Source organism: Bifidobacterium sp. LH_389 (genome assembly GCF_056357235.1).
In genome coordinates this window covers 191,747-210,877 of record NZ_JBKEVR010000003.1, presented here as the reverse complement: position 1 = coordinate 210,877, position 19,131 = coordinate 191,747, and the positions used below count along the sequence as shown (strand labels likewise).

Below are 19,131 nucleotides of genomic sequence, written 5' to 3'. Positions count from 1 at the left end.
GGGGGGGTCATTATGTCTTCGAACGCTTTCACGCTACTCGCCGTCGGCGGCTTTTTCATGCTGCTGGGCCTGAATTTCGCGCTGGTCAGCCTGTTCGCCAAACGCCGCACGGAGGAGCGGCACGCACGTTGCACCGCGTCCGGGGAAGGACGGGTGACGCGGGTCGAGCGGGACGTTGACAACGGTACGGTCACATGGACCGCGCATATCGAGTATCAGGTCGACGGGCATGACTACGAGAAGCTGTCAACGTCCACGGGCAGGAGCCCGGCGCTGAGCGTCCCAGACCGGGTCGCCGTCGCCTACGACCCGCTCGAGCCCAAGACCGCCTATCTGCCGGATTACGACCGCACCGGGTCCCTCCACCGATTCCTGACCATATTCGGACTGCTGTTCGTGGGTCTAGGCATCGGCACGGCGGTGGGGGCGGCGTTCGCATAGACGGCGGAATTCCGCCGATGCAACCGCCGGTTGCGCCACGGTTGCGCACGATTCCGATCGCAATTGCGGTTGCGTTTCGCCATTGCAACCGCAAGATGGTGGCGGCGATGGCGATGCAGTGCCACAGTGGAATCATCGTTCAGACACGACAGCGCGGCAAACGCGACAACATGACAAGATGAAACCACCGGTTAGGGGGATGATGACGATGAGCTTCCGCACCAATCTGCAGACATTGAGGGCAAGGCGCAACATGACGCAGGAGCAGCTGGCCATGCTGCTCGGCGTCTCGCGGCAGGCGATCTCGAAATGGGAATCCGAAAAGGCGTATCCCGAGATGGACAAGCTGCTGGCGATCTGCGACCTGTTCGGCTGCACGCTCGACGATCTGGTGCTCGGCGACGTGAATCGGCCGGCGACGGCCACAGGGACGCCCGCCGCGGCCAACCCCAGTCCTCGCCTCACCGCCGACGGCAACGGCAACGAAACGCGCAGCGAGGCCGCCGCAACAACAACGCCCTTAGAAGTACGAGAGAGCGCACAGCCGAGCACACCGACCATCACCACAGCCCTGCCGAAGGACATCACCGGCTACGATGCCCACCGTCGCAGTTTCGCACTGCTGATCGCATCCGGCGTCGCGGCGATCATCGCGGGCGTCGGCGTCGCCAACCTCTTCGACTCGGAGCATTCGATCATCGGCGACAGCCCGCTCAACGACTTCCTCATGTTCGTCTGCATCGGCGTGGGCGTGATCGTCGGCTTGGCACTGCTTATTCCGGGCGGCATGGCGCACAGCGACTTCAGGCGCCGGCACCCGTACGTCGAGGACTTCTACACGGAAGACGACCGTTCCCGCGAGACGCGCATGACGGCGGTCGGCGTAGTGACGGGCATTGCGGAGATCCTGATCGGCATCGCGGTGTCCGAGTACGCGGACACGGTACTGGAGATCGGCGCCGGATGGCCGAACGCGGTCATGCTACTGCTGTCCGCGGCCGCGGTGTTCGGATTCGTCTACTGCGGCATGCGGCGCGCCATGCTGAACATCGACGGCTACAACAGGGAATCCGGACAGGAGCAACGCAAGCGCTCCGGGGACGCGTCGCGATCCGCAAAGCTGTCCGGGTCCCTGAGCGGCATTATCATGCTCATCGCCACGATCGTCGGCCTGACACTGCTGTTCCTCGTTCCCGGATCGCCGTTCTGGATGTCATGGGTGATCGGCGGCCTGCTGTGCGCCGTCACCGGCATCGTTGCCGGCCTGTTCAAGGATCGCTTCGACAAGTAGCAGCGAGAAGCTCACCGCGCCCCGCGCCTAGCCGTCAGGCGGCCTTGGTCGGGTCCTTCTGCAACGAGAGGAACACGAGCGCCACCACGAGCAGGATCGCGATGGACAGCACGCCGATCGACGCATTGCCGGTCAGCGAAGTCGTCGTGGCCACGAGGAACGTGCCGAGGATCGACGCGGTCTTGCCGAAGATGTCGTAGAAGCCGTAGTACTCGTTGGCGTGGTCCTTGGGAATGATCTTGCCGTAGTAGGAGCGCGACAGGGCCTGGATGCCGCCCTGGAACATGCCCACCAGAATCGCGAGGATCCAGAACTCGACGGCCGAACGCAGGAAGAACGCCGCGAAGAACACGATGCACATGTAGGCGATCACGGCCGCCACGATCATCGGCTTGCACCCGTAGCGGCCCGCCAGACGGCCGTAGAGGATCGCGCACGGGAAGGCCACGAATTGGGTGACCAGCAGGGCCACCACGAGCTGCGTGGAATCGATGCCGAGCTCGGTGCCGTACGACGTGCTCATGGAGATGACCGTATTCACCGCGTCGATGTAGAAGAAGAACGCGATCATGAACATCCACAGCGGCTTGTTGCGCACGATCCTGCCGAACGTGCCGCCCAGCTCGCGGAACGTGCCGCGCACGGCCTCGGCGGCATGCTCGCTCGTGGCCCGGTAGTGGACCTGACGGTAGCTGGTGATCAGCGGGACGGTGAACGCCACCCACCACACGGCGGTGATCACGAACGCGGCGCGCGTGCAGGCGGCGGTGGACCACTCGAACAGCGCCGGGCCGCCGAAGATGAGCGCGATGCAGGCGATGAACGGGATTGTGGAGCCCACGTAGCCCCAGCCGTAGCCGTGCGAGGAGACCTTGTCCATGCGCTCGTTGACGGTGGTGTCGATGAGCATGGAGTCGTAGAACGTGAGCGAGCCGTTGAGGCCGATCGTCGCCAGCACGTACACCACCAGGAACGGCAGCCACGTGAGGGGCAGGGCCATGCCGCAGCACATCACCACGCCGGTGCCGAAGAAGCCGAGGAAGAACTTGATCTTCATGCCCTGCACGTCCGCGATGGAGCCGAGCAGCGGCATGAGCAGCGCGATCACCAGTGAGGCGATGGTCTGCGCGTAGCCCCATGCGGACACGATGTTGCCGTCGTCCGGCATGAGGGACTTGGCGTAGATGGGCACGACGGCGGTGCTCAGCAGCACGAACGCGGAATTGCCCACGTCGTACACGATCCATTTCTTCTCGCGGGCCGTGAGCTTGGCGGAGGCGGGGGTCTGCCCGGATCCGGTGCCGGCTCCGGCATTGTTGGCATTACTGGACATGGGCGCTCCTGACGTTCAAACCACCTTTCATCCTAAAGTTCCGGCCCGGGCGGACGGGCCGATCGCGGTGAACAGCCGGTGAACTTCCGGACCGATTATCAAACCTCTCGTTGGCATTCCGCCGTTGCCGGGAGATACCCCCGCAAGTTTGCCGGAGACGGGCAGGACCGGCCGGATTTGCCTTTTCCCGAGATTCGCTGTATTATTGTGAAGTTGTGTGTTCAGCCAAGCGGCAAAACGCGTGTGCCGGGCACGAAAGACTTGGAACAGACAGATACAAGGGAGTCCACCATGGCAACTCGTTGCGCAGTGTGCGGCAAGGGCCCGCAGACCGGCTACACCGTTTCTCATTCGCATATCCGTAACAAGCGCACCTTCCGCCCGAACCTGCAGCCGGTGCACACCACCATCGATGGCGCCAACGTGCGCGTCAAGGTGTGCGTCAAGTGCCTGAAGGCCGGCAAGGTGCAGCGCGTGGCCGCGTGAGTCGCGCCCACTAAGCAATCACGTAGCGCAAAACCCCGGAACCGCATAGTCGGCTCCGGGGTTTTGCTTTGCCGGGATGCCGCCCGGGCGAGCAGCCGACCCGAACGGCATCAGGGCGAGGCCGTTCGTTAGGATAGTGGGCATGAGTGTTTCGCTGGATACCGCCGTGTCGTCGCTGATGACGAACCGTCGGCGCGTGGGCGCACTCAAGGCGTTGGGCGTGGTCACCGTGCGCGACGCGTTGACCTACTACCCGTTCCGCGTGACCGATCCGGTGCCGGTCCGCCCGATCCGCAACGCCACGATCGGCATGCCGGTCGCCTTCGCCGCCGCCGTCCGCTCCCTGCACGTAGTACCGATGAACGCGCGCCGGGGCTTCCGCCTGCAGGCCGTGGTCTCGGACGACGCCGGAACCGCCGCGCAGCTGGTGTTCTTCTCTTACAAGAAGCAGTACGTGGACTGGGTGAGCATGCGGCTGCGGCAGGGCGCGCGCGTGGTGGTGTCCGGCACACCGAGCGAGTTCAACGGGCAGCTGCAGTTCGCGCATCCGGAAATCCTCACGATCGCGCCGGAGCCCACGCCGGCCGCACAGCCGGGGCAGCCCGCCCAGCCATCGTCGCTCACCTTCGACGCCGACTCCGTGGAGCAGGCCCTGCGCCGCGTCTGCCGCCCCCGCCCGGTGTACCATGCCACGAGCCGCATTTCCTCGGAGCACATCCACGAGTCGATCATGGGCTTCCTGAACGCGCTGGAGTCGGGAGGCGGCGAGGCCATCCCGGACGTACTGCCCGAATCGGTGCGTGCGGCGGGCTGCTATCTGCACCGGGCCGAGGCGTTCCGGGCCGTGCACGACCCGGATACCGTGGAGGACTTCCACCGGGCCATCGCCACGCTGCGTTACGAGGAGGCGTTCGTCAGCCAGACCGCGCTGGTGAAGACCCGCCACGCCACGCAGCAGGTGAAGGCGTACGACTGCACGGCCGGCCAGCCGCTCGCGGAACGGTTCGTTGCCTCGCTGCCGTTCGAGCTGACCGGCGGGCAGCGGGCCGTGATCGACGACGTGACACGAGACATGTCCCGCGCATGGCCAATGCAGCGTCTGTTGCAGGGCGAGGTAGGTTCCGGCAAGACCGTGGTGGCCGTGGCCGCCATGCTCGCCGCCGCCGGAGCCGGGCATCAGGCGGTACTGGTGGCCCCCACGCAGGTGCTGGCCGAACAGCATACGGAGACGATCGGGAAGATGGTCGCCGCGATCGGCACCGACATCCCCGTCATTCTGCTCACGGGCGGCATGAAGCTCGCTGCCCGTCGCCGCGCCCTCGCCACGGTCGCCTCCGGCACGCCATGCATCGTAGTGGCCACGCACGCCGCGTTCTCCAAGACGTTCCAGGCGCCGGATCTGGCGCTCGTGGTGATCGACGAACAGCATCGGTTCGGTGTGGAGCAGCGCGAGACCCTGCGCCACCGGTACGACGTGGCCCCGCATCTGCTGGTCATGACCGCCACCCCGATCCCACGTACCGCCGCCATGACCTGGTTCGGCGATCTGGACCTTTCCTGGCTCACCGAGCTGCCGGGCGGGCGCAAGCCGATTCGCACGGTGGTGGTGCAGGAGGCGGACGGCGGCACGATGGCCCGCATGTTCGCCCATCTGCGAGCTCGAGTGGACGCCGGCGAGCGCGCGTACGTGGTCTGCGCGCGCATCGACGCGGACGATGATGCCGAGGCCGATCGCTCTGCGGACATGCCCGACCTGATCGACAACGGAACCGTGGGCGGCGAGGAGACCGAAGCCCGCCCGCCGTTGCATTCGGTGACGGAGATCGCCGAGCGTCTGGCGTCCCTGCCGCAGTTCCGCGGGCTGAGGCTCGCCACGCTCACCGGTCGCGACGACGACGAGACCAAGACCCGCGTCATGGCCGAATTCGCGGACGGCACCGCGCCCGTGCTGGTGGCAACCACGGTGATCGAGGTGGGCGTGGACGTGCCGCAGGCGAGCTGCATCGTGATCTTCGACGCGGACCGGTTCGGCCTCTCGCAGCTGCATCAGTTGCGCGGGCGCGTGGGCCGAGGCGGCACGAATTCGTGGGCGTTCCTCGTCTCGCGGGCGGAACCGGATTCGATCGCGGCCCAGCGGCTTGAGGTGATCCGGGGCACGCTGGACGGGGCGAAGATCGCGCAGGCCGATCTGGAGCTGCGCGGTGCCGGTGACGTGCTGGGGGATGCGCAGTCCGGCGGCAAGTCGAGCCTCAAGCTGCTGCGCGTCGTCAAGGACGCCAAGCTGATCGAACAGGCGCGCAGCGAGGCGGAGCGCGTGCTGGCGGCCGACCCGAAACTGGACGGTGAGCCGCAGCTGGCGGGCGCGGTGCTGGACTTTACGCGCGGCAACGCCGACTTCCTCACCTCCACGTGAGCGGAGTCCACGTGAGCGGGGCGTGTCAGAGCACGTACTCGCACCAGACGCACGAACCCCGACGCCCACGCTAGGCTAAAGTGGTCCGTATGCGCGTGATTTCAGGACGTTTCAAGGGATTCCAGCTGCCGACAGCCAAGACCGGCACCCGCCCGACCACCGACCGCACCAAGGAGGCGATCTTCTCGCATCTCGACTCGTGGGGCGTGCTTGACGGGGCCCGCGTGCTCGATCTGTTCGCCGGCACGGGAGCGCTCGGCATCGAGGCCCTCTCCCGCGGCGCCAAGGAGCTGACGGCGGTGGAGGCGGCGGGACCGGCGGCCGCGCTGCTCGGCAAAACGTTCGGCGCGATCAGGGCGTCCCGTGCGTGGGAACGGGACATGACCGCACGGGCGTTGCGTACCAAGGCGGAGTCCTTCGCCGCAAAGTACGCCGGTCCCGGCTTCGACCTGATCCTCATCGACCCGCCGTATGCTCTGGAAACCGAGGCATGCAACCGTCTGCTCGCGGACATCGCGGCGAACGGCGTGGCGGCACCGGGCGCAATCGTCATGTTCGAGCGGTCCACCCGTTCCGAACCGCTGACGCCCCCGGATGGCTGGGAGGTCGCCCAAGCCCGGGACTACGGCGAAACCGCCGTGACGTACTTCGAGCGCACGCAGTGAGCCAAGCCCGCCAAACCGGCCAAGCCCACCGTGCGCCGCGCCCCGCCGGGCAGCCGCGGTGCGCTGGTAGGCTGGAATGCAGTCTGAAATCCGAGAAACGAGGTATGCAATGACGAGCACGGACATCGGCATGATCGTGGCCTGCATCGTGCTGGCCCTGTGGGGCGCGGCGCTGCTGTTTTCCGCCGACTGGGTGTGGCGGCTGGCATGCAAGCTGACCGGCACCTACACGGATCCGAGCCGCGGCACGCTGCTGTTCGCGCGCATCTGCGGGTTCATCCTGTTCGTGATCGGCATCGGCGCCGTCACCACCAAGGTGCTGTAGAACGCCAGACCGTCCAGCCAGACCGGTCTCACAGCCAGTCGAGCGGCGGCTTCTTCGCGGGCGCGGGGAAGCGGCGGTCCAACACAGCCAGATCGTCGGGCGTGAGCTCAATGCTCGCCGCTTCCACGTTGAGGCGCATGTGCTCGCGGTTGCCGGTCTTGGGGATCGCCACGGTCAGCCCGTCGCGCATCACCCACGCGATCATGATCTGAAACACCGTGGCCTGATGCTCGCGCGCCACTGCTGCGAGCGTCGGATCGTCGCGCAGCCCGTAGGCGAACCGACCGCCTTGGGCAAGCGGGCTGTAGGCCATCATCGCCACGCCGTGTTCGCGCATCCACGGCTTGAGGCTCACTTCCACGCCGCGCGACTCCATGTGGTAGAGCACTTGGTTGACCATGCAGGCGTCTCCGCCCGGCACCTGCCACAGGCGTTCCATGTCGTCCACGTCGAAGTTGGACACGCCCCAGCGACGGATCAGCCCGTCCCGGCGCAGCTCCTCCATGCAGGCGACGGTTTCCTCGAGCGGTACCGCGCCGGGCCAGTGCAGCAGGTAGAGGTCCAGATAATCCGTGCCGAGCCGCTTGAGCGAGGCTTCGCAGCTGGCGCGCATGTTCCCGCGTCCGGCGTGCGACGGAATCACCTTGCTCACCAGATACAGATCGTCACGGTCCCGCCCGCGAATCGCCTCCCCCACCAGCGTTTCCGCGGCGCCGTCGCCGTACAGTTCGGCCGTGTCGATCAATGTCACGCCCAGATCGAGCCCTTCGTGCAGCGCGGCGATCTCCTCCTCGCGCGCATCCGGATCTTCCGCCATGTGCCAGGTCCCCATGCCCAGCATCGGCATCGTGCTGCCGTCGCGCAGCGTGACCGTGCGCAGCGGCGCCGCACCGCCGTACGTTCCATGAGTTCCCATATCAGCCCCCTTCATCGTCGTTGACCGGGTAACTCCCGCTTCCACTGTAGGCGCCTCCCCCGCCACCGGCGCGTCGGTTTCAGCGAACATTCAGCGACTTGCCATGAAACTTCCATGCCATCCGACGCGGACGCCACGCCGCCGTGCGATCGGGCCCGCTAGGATGGCAGGCATGGAACAAGCATTCGACATCGTGCTGCACTGGCTGCAGGTCAACGCGGGCAAGCTGCTGCTGCTCGTCATCGTCGTCGTGGCCGCGGCCGTCGCCTCGCGGCTGGTGAAGCGCTGGACGATCCGTCTGCTCAACAAGACGGACGTGCCCAGCGCGTCGATCTTTGCGAACATCCTGCGCGTGCTCATCTGGGTGATCGCCGCCTGCATGGTGCTGCAGCCGGTGTTCGGCATCAACCCCAGCACGATCGTCACCGCACTCGGCGTCGGCGGCGTGGCCATCTCCCTGGGCCTCAAGGATACGATCGCGAACGTGATCGGCGGGTTCGGTCTCATGATCGGCAAGGTGATCCAGCCGGGAGACGTGGTGACCGTGGCCGGTGCGACCGGCGTGGTGAAGGACATCACGTGGCGGCATACCATCGTGCGCGAGCGCAGCGGCAACGAGATGGTGATTCCGAATTCGGTGCTCAATACCAAGGAGCTGGAGAAGATGTCTCCCTCCAACGAATGCCTGGCCAAGGTGCCCTTCACCGCGAAGGCCGGCAGCGACCCGGCCGAGGTGAGCAGGCGGATCGTGGCCGTCGTGGCGGCGGCGACGGCGGAAATCACGGTGCCGGGCTCGCAGCCGGTGGTGAAGTTCCTCGGCTTCGACCCGTACGGCATGACCGGTCAGGTGTGGGCGTTCGCGCGAGACGGCGTGTATCTGTCCGCCGTGCAGGATGCCATCACGCGTGCGCTGGCGGATGCGGACTTTCTGGAGCAGCGGGCCGCGATCGGCGAGTGAATATCGCTTTGCCGCTTATCGCCACATGTCCGGGTATGTCCGGACACGGCCGAGGGCATGGCCGCGCACAGCCGGGTGTGCATTCTGCCGCGACTACCAGCGGCCGGCGATGGGCGTGCCGCAGTCGGGGCATACCGCGGAGTCGGAGCCTGACTGCCCGCTGAGCCGGTCGGAGACGATCCGATACCAGTCGCGTTCCACCAGAGCCGCCCCGCAGTTCGGGTTCGGGCAGTAGGTGGTGTCTCCTTCCGAGTAGTGCACGTTGCCGGTGTATACGTAGTTGAGGCCCTCGGCGTAGGCGATTTCGCGGGCGCGCAGCAGCGTGGCGAGCGGCGTGGGAGGTACGTCGCGCATCTTGTAGTCCGGGTGGAAGGCGGAGAAGTGCAGCGGCACGTCGGGACCGCAATGCTCGCGGATCCACGCGCATTCGGCGTGCAGTTGCGCGTCGTCGTCGTTGCGGCCGGGGATGAGCAAGGTGGTGAGTTCCACCCACACGCGGCCACCGTCCGGGGTGCGGGCGGTGTTGACGGCGTAGTCGATGGTGTCGAGCACGTCCTGCAGGTGCGTGCCGGTGACGGACCGGTAGAAGTCCTCGGTGAAGCCCTTGAGGTCGATGTTGGCCGCATCCATGGCGTCGTAAAACTCAGGACGCGCGGCGGCGCTCATGTACCCTGCGGTGACGGCGATCGGGTGGATACCCTTCTCACGGCAGGCGTCCGCCGTGTCGATCGCGTATTCGGCAAACACGATCGGATCGTTGTACGTGAAGGCGACCGACGCGACGCCCTCCCGCTGCGCCGAGGCGGCGATGTCGTCCGGTTCGGCCTCCACGGCCACGCGATCCCAGCTACGAGCGCGGGAGATGTCCCAGTTCTGGCAGAACCTGCACGCGGAGTTGCAGCCGGCGGTGCCGAAGCTCAGCACCCGGCTTCCAGGGTGGAAGTGGTTGAGCGGCTTCTTTTCCACCGGATCGATGGCGAAGCCGGAGGAACGGCCGTAGGTGTCGAGCTCGATGCGCCCCTCATGATTGGAGCGCACGAAGCAGAAGCCGCGCTGGCCTTCGCGCAACTTGCATTCGCGCGGGCAGAGGTCGCATTGCACGCGGCCGTCGTCCAGCGGGTGCTGCCAGCGGCCGAACGCGGGATGCATCACCCGTGCCGACTGCACCGATTGCGCCGGATGTTCCGCCATGGCCGCCTCCTTTCGCCCGTCGTGCCCGTCACGCGTGTCCGCGCCCGTTACCGGTACGCTCGAACAGTGTACCGCCGGGCTGCAATCTCCCCGTGTTTCCAGTCCAGATTCGAGGTCAGACCGGCCTTGGCCAGCAAGTGACCGACGAAGTCACGCGGCTCGGGCAGTTCGTCCCACACCTGCGGCAGGAACGTGGCTGCGTGGCCCACGCCGTCTTCCAGAATCAGCCCGTCGACGCCCGGTCTGAGCGTGCGTTCCAGCATGGCCCGCGAGCGCACATCCGGCATTGGTTCGGGCTGGCTCAGCACGGAGACCTCGAAGCGCAGCAGTGGGTATTCGTCCGGCCCGACCGGGTAGAAGCGCGGGTCGTGCACGGCCGCGTCCACGGCGTGTTCGGCCACGTCCCGGCCCAGTGGCTGCCGTGCGATGATCGACCCGATGCAGCCGCGCAACCGCCCGTTCTCGGTCAGCGTCACGAAGCTTGCGCCCGGCTCATCCAGCCACGCGTGCCGCCGGAGAATCTCCGCCGCCGATGGCCCGTCCACCGCAATGCCCAGATGCTCCGCCAGCGCCGTGCGCGCCAGCCGCAACAGCACGGAACCCTCGTGACGGCCCCCATGCCCGCCCTGCCCGGCGTCCGTCACCGCATCCGTGTCCGGATCCTGCACAGGCCGGACGTCCTGCGGCACCTCCCATAGCGCCCAGCTGGCATAGCCCACCACGCGCTGCCGGGGGTCGCACATCGCCGGCCGATCCTCGCCGGCCAGCGCCACCTCGCCGTCGTCGCCGGACGTGCAGCAGCCGAGGAATTCCAGCTCCGGACGCCATCCCGCGGGCGCAGCCGCAGACCCGTTCCCGCATGGACCCACAGACCCAGAGGAATCCGCAGATCCGGGAAAATCCACAGACTCGTCGGATTCACTGGGGACAGCGTGGGCACAGTGTGCACACGGCGTGCCCACGCTGTCCCCATCGGATTCGATGGCCCTTCCGCTTTCCGTGCGGGAGGTCCCGTCCGCAGGAGACGCCCCGCCACGGCAGGAATCCGCAGCCGCCTGCATCCGCACGATCGCATCCAGCAGCCCGTTGATCGGGTAGGCGCCGCACGCGCGGTCGGGGGCGATCGGATAGTCCAAGGCGGCGATGCGGCCGATCGTCTCGTCGTCGATGGCGCGGCCCACACGCTCGGGATGGTAATGCGACAGGTCGGAGCTGATCACGATCACGGTCTCCGGACCGCCCCACAGGGCGCGCAGCACGTCCGCCACCTCGCGGGGCGTGGCGTCGCCGGCGTTGAGCGGCACGATGGCGATGTCCGGCCCGAGCACCTTCTGCAGGAACGGCACCTGCACCTCCACCGCATGCTCCTGCTCGTGCGTCGGGTCGTTGACGATCAGCAGCCCGGCATCCAGCGCCGCCCGTTCGGCATCCACGTCCACGCGGACCGTGCCGAGCGGGGTGCGCCACGCGTCGGCGGAGCACATGGCCACCCCGCGCACGGGCACGCGATGGGTCGGGCCCACGATCACCGCGCGGCGGACAGTGCCGCAGCCGGCCGCCAGCAGCGAGTATGCCAAAGCGGCCGTGGCGCCGGAATACACGTAGCCGGCGTGGGGCACGATCACCGCCTTGGGCCACGGCGTGCGCGCATGCGCCTGCGTCTGCGGACCGCGACCGGCCTTGCGACGGGCCAGTGCGCGGGACGCATACGCCAGCTCGTCGTCGATCATGGCGTTCAGCCGCGCGGCATCCCCCGGGTAGAACGCGTCCGCCACCGCCGCCGGACGAATGCGCTGAAACTGCTCTTCGGCCATCGTTCCTCCTTCGGGCACGCAACCCCCGGGAACCTTCGCAGACGACTGAGGGGCGGGGTGCCGAGTCCTGACATCCACAGTACTCAGCGCCCGCCCCTCACGATCGGCATCCGAAGCGCCTTGGCGAAGATCGCTACCGCAGCACGCCCTCGATGAGACGCGTGATGAGCTCGGTATAGCTCACGCCGGTCGCCTCCCATGCCTTGGGATACATGGAGATGGGCGTGAAGCCGGGCATGGTGTTGATCTCGTTGATCATCACCTCGCCGCTCGGCGTCACGAAGGTATCCACGCGGCTCAGGCCGGCCAGATCGAGCGCCTTGAACGCCTTGACGGCCACCTCGCGCACGCGCTCGAGCGTTTCGGCGGGCAGGTTCGCCGGCACCTCCACGTGGGAGGCGGCGGAATCCGTGTACTTGGAGTCGAAGTCGTAGAACTGGTCGTCGCCGGCGTTGCGACGGTCGAGCACGATCTCGCCCGGCCAGCTGGCGGCAGGCTCGTCGGTGGCCCGGGGCGCCAGCACCGCGCATTCGATCTCGCGGGCGTCGATCCCCTGCTCCACCAGCACCTTCCAGTCATGCTTGCTGGCCTCGAACACGGCGGCGATCAGGGCGGCCGCGTCCCCGGCGCACTCCACCTTCGTCACGCCGAAGCTCGACCCGGCGCGTGACGGCTTCACGAACAGCGGGTAGGCCAGGCCGGCCGCCTCCACCTGTGCGAGCACGTCGTCCGCCTGCGGAGCGAACTCCTCGGCCGCGTCGAACAGGCGCGTGTCGAGCGTGATGCCCGGCGCGGTGGGAATGCCGGCCGCGTTGAGCACCACCTTGGTGAAATGCTTGTCCATGCAGGCCGCGGACGCGAACACGCCGCAGCCCACGTACGGCACGTTCATCATCTCCAGCAGGCCCTGCACGGTGCCGTCCTCGCCGTACGGACCGTGCAGCACCGGGAACACGGCGTCCACATGGCCGAGCGACACCGGGTCGCCGCCGTTCGGGTCGCCCGCGAAGAAGCCGTCCTGCCCGAGCGCCACGTCCAGCACCACCGGGCGGGAGCCGGGCGTCACCTCCACGCTCGGCAGCTCGGTGCCGTTGAGATCCCAGCCGCGCGGGTCCTCACCGTCCACGATCCACTTGCCGTCGCGCGTGATGCCCACCGGAATCGGCTCGAACTTCTCCGTGTCTATGGCCTTGAGCACGCCGGCCGTGGAAATGCAGGAGATCGGATGCTCGTCCGCACGGCCTCCGTACAACACCACAATCCGCTTCTTCGCCATCGTCGCTACTCCTCTACTCGTCTGTACTCGTGGTTCCGCTTGCGCTCGAAGGTTCAGGTTACTCCGCGGTGATTTCCGTGCCGAACAGTTCGCCCAGCATCTGCTCACAACTGATACCTTCATGCAGCACGTGGCTCATGGCGTACGCGAGCGGCGTGGGCACGTGCAGCTGATCGCCGAGCGCGACGACCGCATCCGTGGTGGGCACGCCCTCCGCCACGCCGTTGGATACCTTCGTGGCCTCCTCGACCGTGAGCCCCTTGCCCAGATTCGCGCCGAACGTGTAGTTGCGGCTCAGCGGGGAGCCGCACGTGGCGATCAGATCGCCCACGCCCGCGAGTCCCGCGAACGTCTTCGGGTCGGCGCCGGCGGCCTTGCCCAGCGCGGTGAGCTCGGCCAGTCCGCGCGTCTCGATCATCGCCGCCGTGTTCTCGCCGTACCCCGCGCCGCGGGCCATGCCCACGGCGAGCGCCACCACGTTCTTCAGGCTTCCGCACATCTCCAGGCCGATCACGTCGCTGGAGGTGAACGGGTGGAAATAGCTCGTGGAGCACGCGTTGGCCACCTTGGCGGCCGCATACGGATTCGTGGAGGCGACCACGGTGGCGCTGGGTTCGCGCGCGGCGATCTCCTTGCTCAGGTTCGGACCGGACACGGCCACGAAACGGTTCTCCGGCAGACCGAGCGATTCGCGCACCACCTCGTCCATGCGCTTGTTCGTGCCGCGCTCGATGCCCTTCATCAAGCTCACCACGATCGCCTTGCCGGGAATGAGGCCGCGGAATTCCGCGAGCGCCTTGCGCGCCGCCTGAGCCGCGATCGCCACGACGATGATCTCCGCATCCTTCACGGCCTCGGCGCGGTCGCCGGTGGCGGTCATCCTCTCGGGCAGCCGTTCCACGGAGGGCAGCCGGACGTCGTTGCGGTGCCGGTCGCGGATGCCCTCCACGATTTCCGGCTCGATCGCCCACATCGTCACGTCGTTGCCCGCGTCGGCCAACACCTGGCCGAACGTGGTGCCCCAAGCGCCTGCCCCAAGAACCGTCACATTCGTCATTACTGATCCAGCCCTCCTCGAACTGCCATACAACGGTCCAAGCCTACACTGTTCCGGCGGCCGCCGCAGGGTTCGCATCGGTTTGCCGGGCGGAAGGGGCGGGAGGGCGGAACTTCCGGGCACTCTCAGCGTCGGGCGTTCGGGGCCGCGTGGATGTCGATCGGCTTGCGGCTCATGGTGCGGTAGTCCCAGTAGCCCTCCGCGGGGAACCGTTCGCCGCGGATCTCCTCCAGCAGCACGTTGAGCCGGCGGAACACGCGGTCGGTCAGCTCGTTGACCTTGTCCGCCGGGGGCTCCTCGCCCCAATCGGCCATGTCGGAGAGCAGATCGCCGTATTCCAGCTGACGGTCGTAACACATCACCACGTTCTTGCGCGGCCACGGCCACCAGTGGTTGATGCTCGCCGCACCCCACGTGGCGGCGCAGAACAGCGGGACCTCGCGGCCGAGCCGCCGTGACGCCTCCAGCGCGATGTAGCCCACGCCCTCCTTGACGCTCATCACCCACTTCTGCGGGTCGCGCGTCACCGTGCCCTCGGGCCACACCGTGAGCGGGCGGCCGGAGGTGAGGATGCTGACCGACGTCTCCTCGATCGCCTTCGCCTTGCCGGCGTGCCGCTGGACCGGCTGCATGCCCACCAGCTGGAACCACTTGCCGATCACCGGCCATTTGGCCATCTCCGCCTTGGCCATGTAGCGCGGACGGCGGCCCATGTGGAACAGGGATGCCATGGGCACGAACACGTCGAACATCGTGACGTGCGAGGCGGCGGTGATGAACGGGCCGTCCTCGGGCACGTTGTCCAATCCCCAGGCGAGCGTCTTGCAGCTGGCGCGGAACACCACATCCACGCCGGTGAGCAGCCGTTTGGTGCCCTTGGGATGCTGCGCGTTGATCTCCGCCACGTTGGCCTTGCGATTCGGGCCGGTGGGGAAATCACGCATGGGGTCGACGAGCGTGTGTTCGCGGGCGAGCTTCGCCACCTGCTCGTCGCTCAGGGGCCTAACGGCCGAACGGGGGGACGGTTTTCCTTTGGATGCCATGCCACCCATTGTGCCTCAGCCGCCGTACCGCGGCGTCTCCGGGTCGGGCTGGCCGGATGCGTGCGGGCGGGTGCGTGCGGCGCCGTCTTCCCGAAATTGGATGCGATTCGAGACACAAACCACCCCTCCCATGTCTCAAATCGCCACCAATTCAGGGAGTGGGGGCTTATGGAGGCTACTTCGGACGCAAAAACAGCCCGCTGCGTCCGGAATAGCCACCAATCCGAGCAGCGGGGGCTACTTCGGATCCAAAACCCGGCTTTTGCGTCCGGAATAGCCACCGATCTGGGAATCGGAGGCTACTTCGGACGTGCAATACACCGCCACGACTTGGCACGGCACCAAGTGAGGCCAGCCAACGGGCCCGCCTCCGGCCCTGCAATTACAGACCGGCCCAACGGGCCGGCCCCAACACTGGCCGAGCCGCTGCCGCGACTCGGCGCGGGGCCTGTCGGAAGCCCACCGGGCTCCCGGCAGGCTGACCGCGACGCTAGTCGCGGTCAGCCAACGGCCCCGCCCATTCACCTTCTTCGGGTTCGCGGGCGGAGACGACCTTTTCTTCGGGCCAGTGCTTGGCGGGGATGGTCTTGGGCTTGAACGGGAAGCGTTCGGCGCGCATCTTCTCGTACGCGGCGATGTCATCCTCGTGCTGCAGCGTCAGATCAATGTCGTCGTAGCCGTTCATCAGACGCCAGCGCACGTAGTCGCCCACCTCGAACGGCAGGGTCACGTCGCCGCACGTCACCGTGCGATCCTCCAGCGACACGGTCATCTCGCGGCCGGGCTCCTCCTCCAAGAGCTTCCACAGCAGCTCGACGGACTCCTGCGGCATGATCGCCGCGAGCACGCCGTTCTTGGCAGTGTTGCCGTAGAAGATGTCCGCGAAGCTGGGGGCGATCACCACGCGGAAGCCGTAATCGTGCAGGGCCCACACCGCGTGCTCGCGCGAGGAGCCGATGCCGAATTCCGGACCTGCCACCAGAATCTGGCCCTTCGCGTATTCGGGCTGGTTGAGCACGAACTTCGGGTCGCGGCGCCACGCGTAGAACAGCGCGTCGTCGAAGCCCGTCTTGGTGACGCGCTTCAGGAACACGGCGGGGATGATCTGGTCGGTGTCGACGTTGGAGCGGCGCAGCGGCACGCCCACGCCGGTGATTTTCACGAGTTTTTCCATGATTGCTTTCTCTGGTCCTTACACGAACGGATTGAAGTCAACGGGCCCTGTCTTGCTGCCCGGCGCGGCTCACAGGTCGGCCGGCGACGAGATCGTGCCGCGGATGGCGGTGGCGGCGGCGACCTGCGGGGAGGCGAGGTGCGTGCGCGAGCCCTTGCCCTGACGGCCCTCGAAGTTGCGGTTCGACGTGGAGATCGAACGTTCGTCCGGCACGAGCTTGTCCGGGTTCATGCCCAGGCACATCGAGCAGCCGGCGTTGCGCCATTCCGCGCCGAAGTCCCGGAACACCTTGTCGAGCCCCTCCTTCTCCGCCTGCAGGCGCACGCGGGACGACGCCGGCACCACGAGCACGCGGTGGATCGACTTGGCCTTGTGGTGCCCCTTCATGATCGCGGCGGCGGCGCGCAGGTCGTCGATGCGCCCGTTGGTGCACGAGCCGATGAACACGGTGTCCACCGGGATGCTCTTGATGGGCATGCCGGGCTTCAGGTCCATGTACTTCAGGGCCCGCTCGGCGGCGGCGCGCTTGGTGGCGTCAGCAATGTCCTCCGGCACCGGCACGTTCGCGGTGATCGGCAGGCCCTGGCCGGGGTTGGTGCCCCAGGTGACGAACGGGCCGAGCTGCGTGGCGTCGATGTCCACCACCTTGTCGAACACCGCGTCGTCATCGGTCTTCAGCGTCTTCCAGTAGGCCACGGCCTTGTCCCACATATCGCCCTCGGGCGCATGCGGACGGCCCTTGAGGTACTCGAACGTGGTTTCGTCCGGGGCGATCATGCCGGCGCGGGCACCCGCCTCGATGGACATGTTGCACACCGTCATGCGCTCGTCCATGGTCATGTTGCGGATCGCCTCGCCGCGGTACTCGATCACGTGGCCCTGGCCGCCGCCGGTGCCGATCTTCGCGATGATGGCGAGGATCACGTCCTTGGCGGTCGCGTCCGCGGGCAGCTTGCCGTTGACGTTGATGGCCATGGTCTTGAACGGCTTGAGGGACAGGGTCTGCGTGGCCATCACATGCTCCACCTCGGAGGTGCCAATGCCGAACGCGAGCGCGCCGAACGCGCCGTGCGTGGACGTGTGGGAGTCGCCGCACACGATGGTCATGCCCGGCTGGGTGAGGCCCAGGATCGGCGCGAACGCGTGGACGATGCCCTGATCGGCGTCCCCGAGCGGGTGCAGGCGCACGCCGAACTCCTTGCAGTTCCTCTCCAGCGTGCTCAGCTGCAGGGCGCTGGTCTTGTCCGGGTTCGGACGGTCGATGTCCACCGTGGGGGTGTTGTGATCCTCCGTGGCGATGAGCTGGTCCACGTGGCGCGGCTTGCGTCCGGCCAGACGAAGACCCTCGAACGCCTGCGGGCTGGTGACCTCGTGCATGAGCATGAGGTCGATGTACAGCAGGTCGGGCGCACCGTCGCTGCCCTTGCGCACCAGATGATCGGCCCAGACCTTCTCGGCCAATGTCGTTCCCATACTGGGGACCTCCTCGAATTCTTTTTCCGCGCGAGGTATTGCCTTCGCGCACCTTGTGTGCTATATAGCGTATGGGCCGCATGCATGGGGAATGTTGCCCGTGGCCGGTATATGAGATGGCCGGCAGGCCAGATTGCAACGGATCGTTGAAATTCCAACGTTTTGGAAGCGTCCACATGGCGATATGACCGACCGCCTCAACCAAAAGGCGTATTTTCTCGCCAAATGGACATCGGCATCGATTTGCATTTCACATTATGAGATGGCAGAATGCTCCACATGACTTCCGAAGAGAGCGATGAGACCATGGCCGCAGGGCGTCCGGCCGTACAAGCGCGCCCCCAGCAGAACGCAACCGCCGCACCTGCCGCAACCGCCGCAGCGACCGCCGACGACGGCGAAATCCATTCCGGCGTCGGCGTCCTTGACAAAACCGTGAAGATTCTGGACGCATTGGAATCCGGTCCCTCCACGCTCGGCCAGCTCGTGGCCGCCACCGGTCTGGCACGCCCGACCGCCCACCGCCTGGCCATCGCCCTCGAACGCCACCGCTTCGTACTGCGCGACTCCCACGGCCGCTTCGTGCTCGGCTCCCGCTTCGCCGAACTGGCCGCCGCCGCCGGCGAGGACCGACTGCTCACCGCCGCCGGACCGATCCTGCGGACCCTGCTCGACCGCACCGGCGAATCCGCGCAGATTTACCGCCGTCAGGGCGACCAGCGCGTGTGCATCGCCGCCGTCGAGCGCGCCTCCGGTCTGCGCGATTCCATCCCCGTGGGCGCCATGCTGTCCATGCAGGCCGGCTCCGCTGCACAGATCCTGCTCGCGTGGGAGGATTCCGAGCGCATGCATCAGGGCCTGCGCCACGCCAAGTTCACGGCCACCAAGCTCGCCCAGGTACGCAAGCGCGGCTGGGCCGAGTCGGTCAACGAGCGCGAGGAGGGCGTGTGCTCCATCTCCTCGCCCATCCGCAATGCCTCCGGTCAGGTGATCGCCGCCATCTCCATCTCCGGGCCGACCGGCCGCATGGGCATGCAGCCCGGCCGCCACTACGCGCCGCTGGTCATGGCTGCGGGCAAGTACCTCACCGAGGCGCTCATCAAGGCCTCCACGATCGGCGCCATGTAGCTGCGCCCGCCCACCCAAGATCGCAAACTGGAAAGATTGACCACTTCCGAGGCCGTTTTGGACCTCCGTACGCGGTCATTCTTTCCAGTTTGCGAATTATGGGGCGCAGATTGGAAAGCTTGGCCGCGGAGCGCGCGAGGGCACGGG

General features: G+C 67.0%; 17 protein-coding genes. 8 read left to right on the top strand and 9 right to left on the bottom strand.

Annotated elements, in window-relative coordinates; all coding sequences use genetic code 11:
- Nucleotides 1–12: 12 nt before the first annotated feature.
- Both AC1AZA_RS05010 and AC1AZA_RS05005 read left to right on the top strand, forming a co-directional pair.
- Nucleotides 13–441 (top strand): DUF3592 domain-containing protein, encoded by a 429-nt coding sequence (locus tag AC1AZA_RS05010; protein ID WP_476513647.1) that lies wholly within the window; start codon nucleotides 13–15, stop codon nucleotides 439–441.
- A gap of 208 nt (nucleotides 442–649) precedes the next feature.
- Nucleotides 650–1,732 carry a helix-turn-helix transcriptional regulator gene (locus AC1AZA_RS05005; protein WP_476513646.1) on the top strand — a complete coding sequence of 361 codons (1,083 nt, stop codon included), beginning with the start codon at nucleotides 650–652 and terminating at the stop codon, nucleotides 1,730–1,732.
- Nucleotides 1,733–1,766: 34 nt separating this feature from the next.
- Here AC1AZA_RS05005 and AC1AZA_RS05000 read toward each other — a convergent pair whose 3' ends face one another.
- Nucleotides 1,767–3,065: an MFS transporter gene (locus AC1AZA_RS05000; protein ID WP_476513645.1), complete on the bottom strand. Its 1,299-nt coding sequence runs from the start codon at nucleotides 3,063–3,065 to the stop codon at nucleotides 1,767–1,769.
- A gap of 291 nt (nucleotides 3,066–3,356) precedes the next feature.
- Here AC1AZA_RS05000 and rpmB point away from each other — a divergent pair, with 291 nt between their 5' ends.
- The 4 genes from rpmB (at nucleotide 3,357) to AC1AZA_RS04980 (ending at nucleotide 6,954) form a co-directional block, all read left to right on the top strand.
- Nucleotides 3,357–3,551: a 50S ribosomal protein L28 gene (gene rpmB / locus AC1AZA_RS04995; protein ID WP_476513644.1), complete on the top strand. Its 195-nt coding sequence runs from the start codon at nucleotides 3,357–3,359 to the stop codon at nucleotides 3,549–3,551.
- 142 nt (nucleotides 3,552–3,693) lie between these two features.
- On the top strand, nucleotides 3,694–5,964 hold the full coding sequence (locus tag AC1AZA_RS04990) for an ATP-dependent DNA helicase RecG (RefSeq protein WP_476513643.1): 2,271 nt from the start codon (nucleotides 3,694–3,696) through the stop codon (nucleotides 5,962–5,964).
- 89 nt (nucleotides 5,965–6,053) lie between these two features.
- Nucleotides 6,054–6,629 carry a 16S rRNA (guanine(966)-N(2))-methyltransferase RsmD gene (rsmD, locus tag AC1AZA_RS04985; RefSeq protein ID WP_476513642.1) on the top strand — a complete coding sequence of 192 codons (576 nt, stop codon included), beginning with the start codon at nucleotides 6,054–6,056 and terminating at the stop codon, nucleotides 6,627–6,629.
- Nucleotides 6,630–6,738: 109 nt separating this feature from the next.
- Complete coding sequence (locus AC1AZA_RS04980) at nucleotides 6,739–6,954, top strand: hypothetical protein (RefSeq protein ID WP_476513641.1); 216 nt, start codon at nucleotides 6,739–6,741, stop codon at nucleotides 6,952–6,954.
- Nucleotides 6,955–6,982: 28 nt separating this feature from the next.
- On the opposite strand, the gene AC1AZA_RS04975 is transcribed toward AC1AZA_RS04980, so the two are convergent.
- Nucleotides 6,983–7,870: an aldo/keto reductase gene (locus tag AC1AZA_RS04975; RefSeq protein WP_476513640.1), complete on the bottom strand. Its 888-nt coding sequence runs from the start codon at nucleotides 7,868–7,870 to the stop codon at nucleotides 6,983–6,985.
- 172 nt (nucleotides 7,871–8,042) lie between these two features.
- Here AC1AZA_RS04975 and AC1AZA_RS04970 point away from each other — a divergent pair, with 172 nt between their 5' ends.
- On the top strand, nucleotides 8,043–8,828 hold the full coding sequence (locus tag AC1AZA_RS04970; RefSeq protein WP_476513639.1) for a mechanosensitive ion channel family protein: 786 nt from the start codon (nucleotides 8,043–8,045) through the stop codon (nucleotides 8,826–8,828).
- Between the two features lie 93 nt (nucleotides 8,829–8,921).
- On the opposite strand, the gene amrS is transcribed toward AC1AZA_RS04970, so the two are convergent.
- The 7 genes from amrS to leuC form a co-directional block, all read right to left on the bottom strand.
- Nucleotides 8,922–10,019, bottom strand: coding sequence for an AmmeMemoRadiSam system radical SAM enzyme (gene amrS / locus AC1AZA_RS04965; protein ID WP_476513638.1), 1,098 nt, complete (start codon nucleotides 10,017–10,019; stop codon nucleotides 8,922–8,924).
- Nucleotides 10,020–10,066: 47 nt separating this feature from the next.
- Nucleotides 10,067–11,833 carry an AmmeMemoRadiSam system protein B gene (gene amrB, locus AC1AZA_RS04960; protein ID WP_476513637.1) on the bottom strand — a complete coding sequence of 589 codons (1,767 nt, stop codon included), beginning with the start codon at nucleotides 11,831–11,833 and terminating at the stop codon, nucleotides 10,067–10,069.
- A 133-nt stretch (nucleotides 11,834–11,966) separates the two neighbouring features.
- Nucleotides 11,967–13,109, bottom strand: coding sequence for a D-alanine--D-alanine ligase family protein (locus AC1AZA_RS04955; protein WP_476513636.1), 1,143 nt, complete (start codon nucleotides 13,107–13,109; stop codon nucleotides 11,967–11,969).
- Between the two features lie 58 nt (nucleotides 13,110–13,167).
- Nucleotides 13,168–14,166 (bottom strand): NAD(P)H-dependent glycerol-3-phosphate dehydrogenase, encoded by a 999-nt coding sequence (locus AC1AZA_RS04950; protein WP_476513635.1) that lies wholly within the window; start codon nucleotides 14,164–14,166, stop codon nucleotides 13,168–13,170.
- Between the two features lie 125 nt (nucleotides 14,167–14,291).
- Nucleotides 14,292–15,209 (bottom strand): lysophospholipid acyltransferase family protein, encoded by a 918-nt coding sequence (locus AC1AZA_RS04945; protein WP_476513634.1) that lies wholly within the window; start codon nucleotides 15,207–15,209, stop codon nucleotides 14,292–14,294.
- A 490-nt stretch (nucleotides 15,210–15,699) separates the two neighbouring features.
- A complete protein-coding gene (leuD, locus tag AC1AZA_RS04940) occupies nucleotides 15,700–16,383 on the bottom strand; it encodes a 3-isopropylmalate dehydratase small subunit (protein ID WP_476513633.1) in 684 nt (227 codons plus the stop codon).
- Between the two features lie 69 nt (nucleotides 16,384–16,452).
- On the bottom strand, nucleotides 16,453–17,856 hold the full coding sequence (gene leuC / locus AC1AZA_RS04935) for a 3-isopropylmalate dehydratase large subunit (RefSeq protein WP_476513632.1): 1,404 nt from the start codon (nucleotides 17,854–17,856) through the stop codon (nucleotides 16,453–16,455).
- A 306-nt stretch (nucleotides 17,857–18,162) separates the two neighbouring features.
- On the opposite strand from leuC, the gene AC1AZA_RS04930 reads away from it, so the two are divergent.
- Complete coding sequence (locus tag AC1AZA_RS04930; protein WP_476513761.1) at nucleotides 18,163–18,984, top strand: IclR family transcriptional regulator; 822 nt, start codon at nucleotides 18,163–18,165, stop codon at nucleotides 18,982–18,984.
- Nucleotides 18,985–19,131 lie beyond the last annotated feature (147 nt).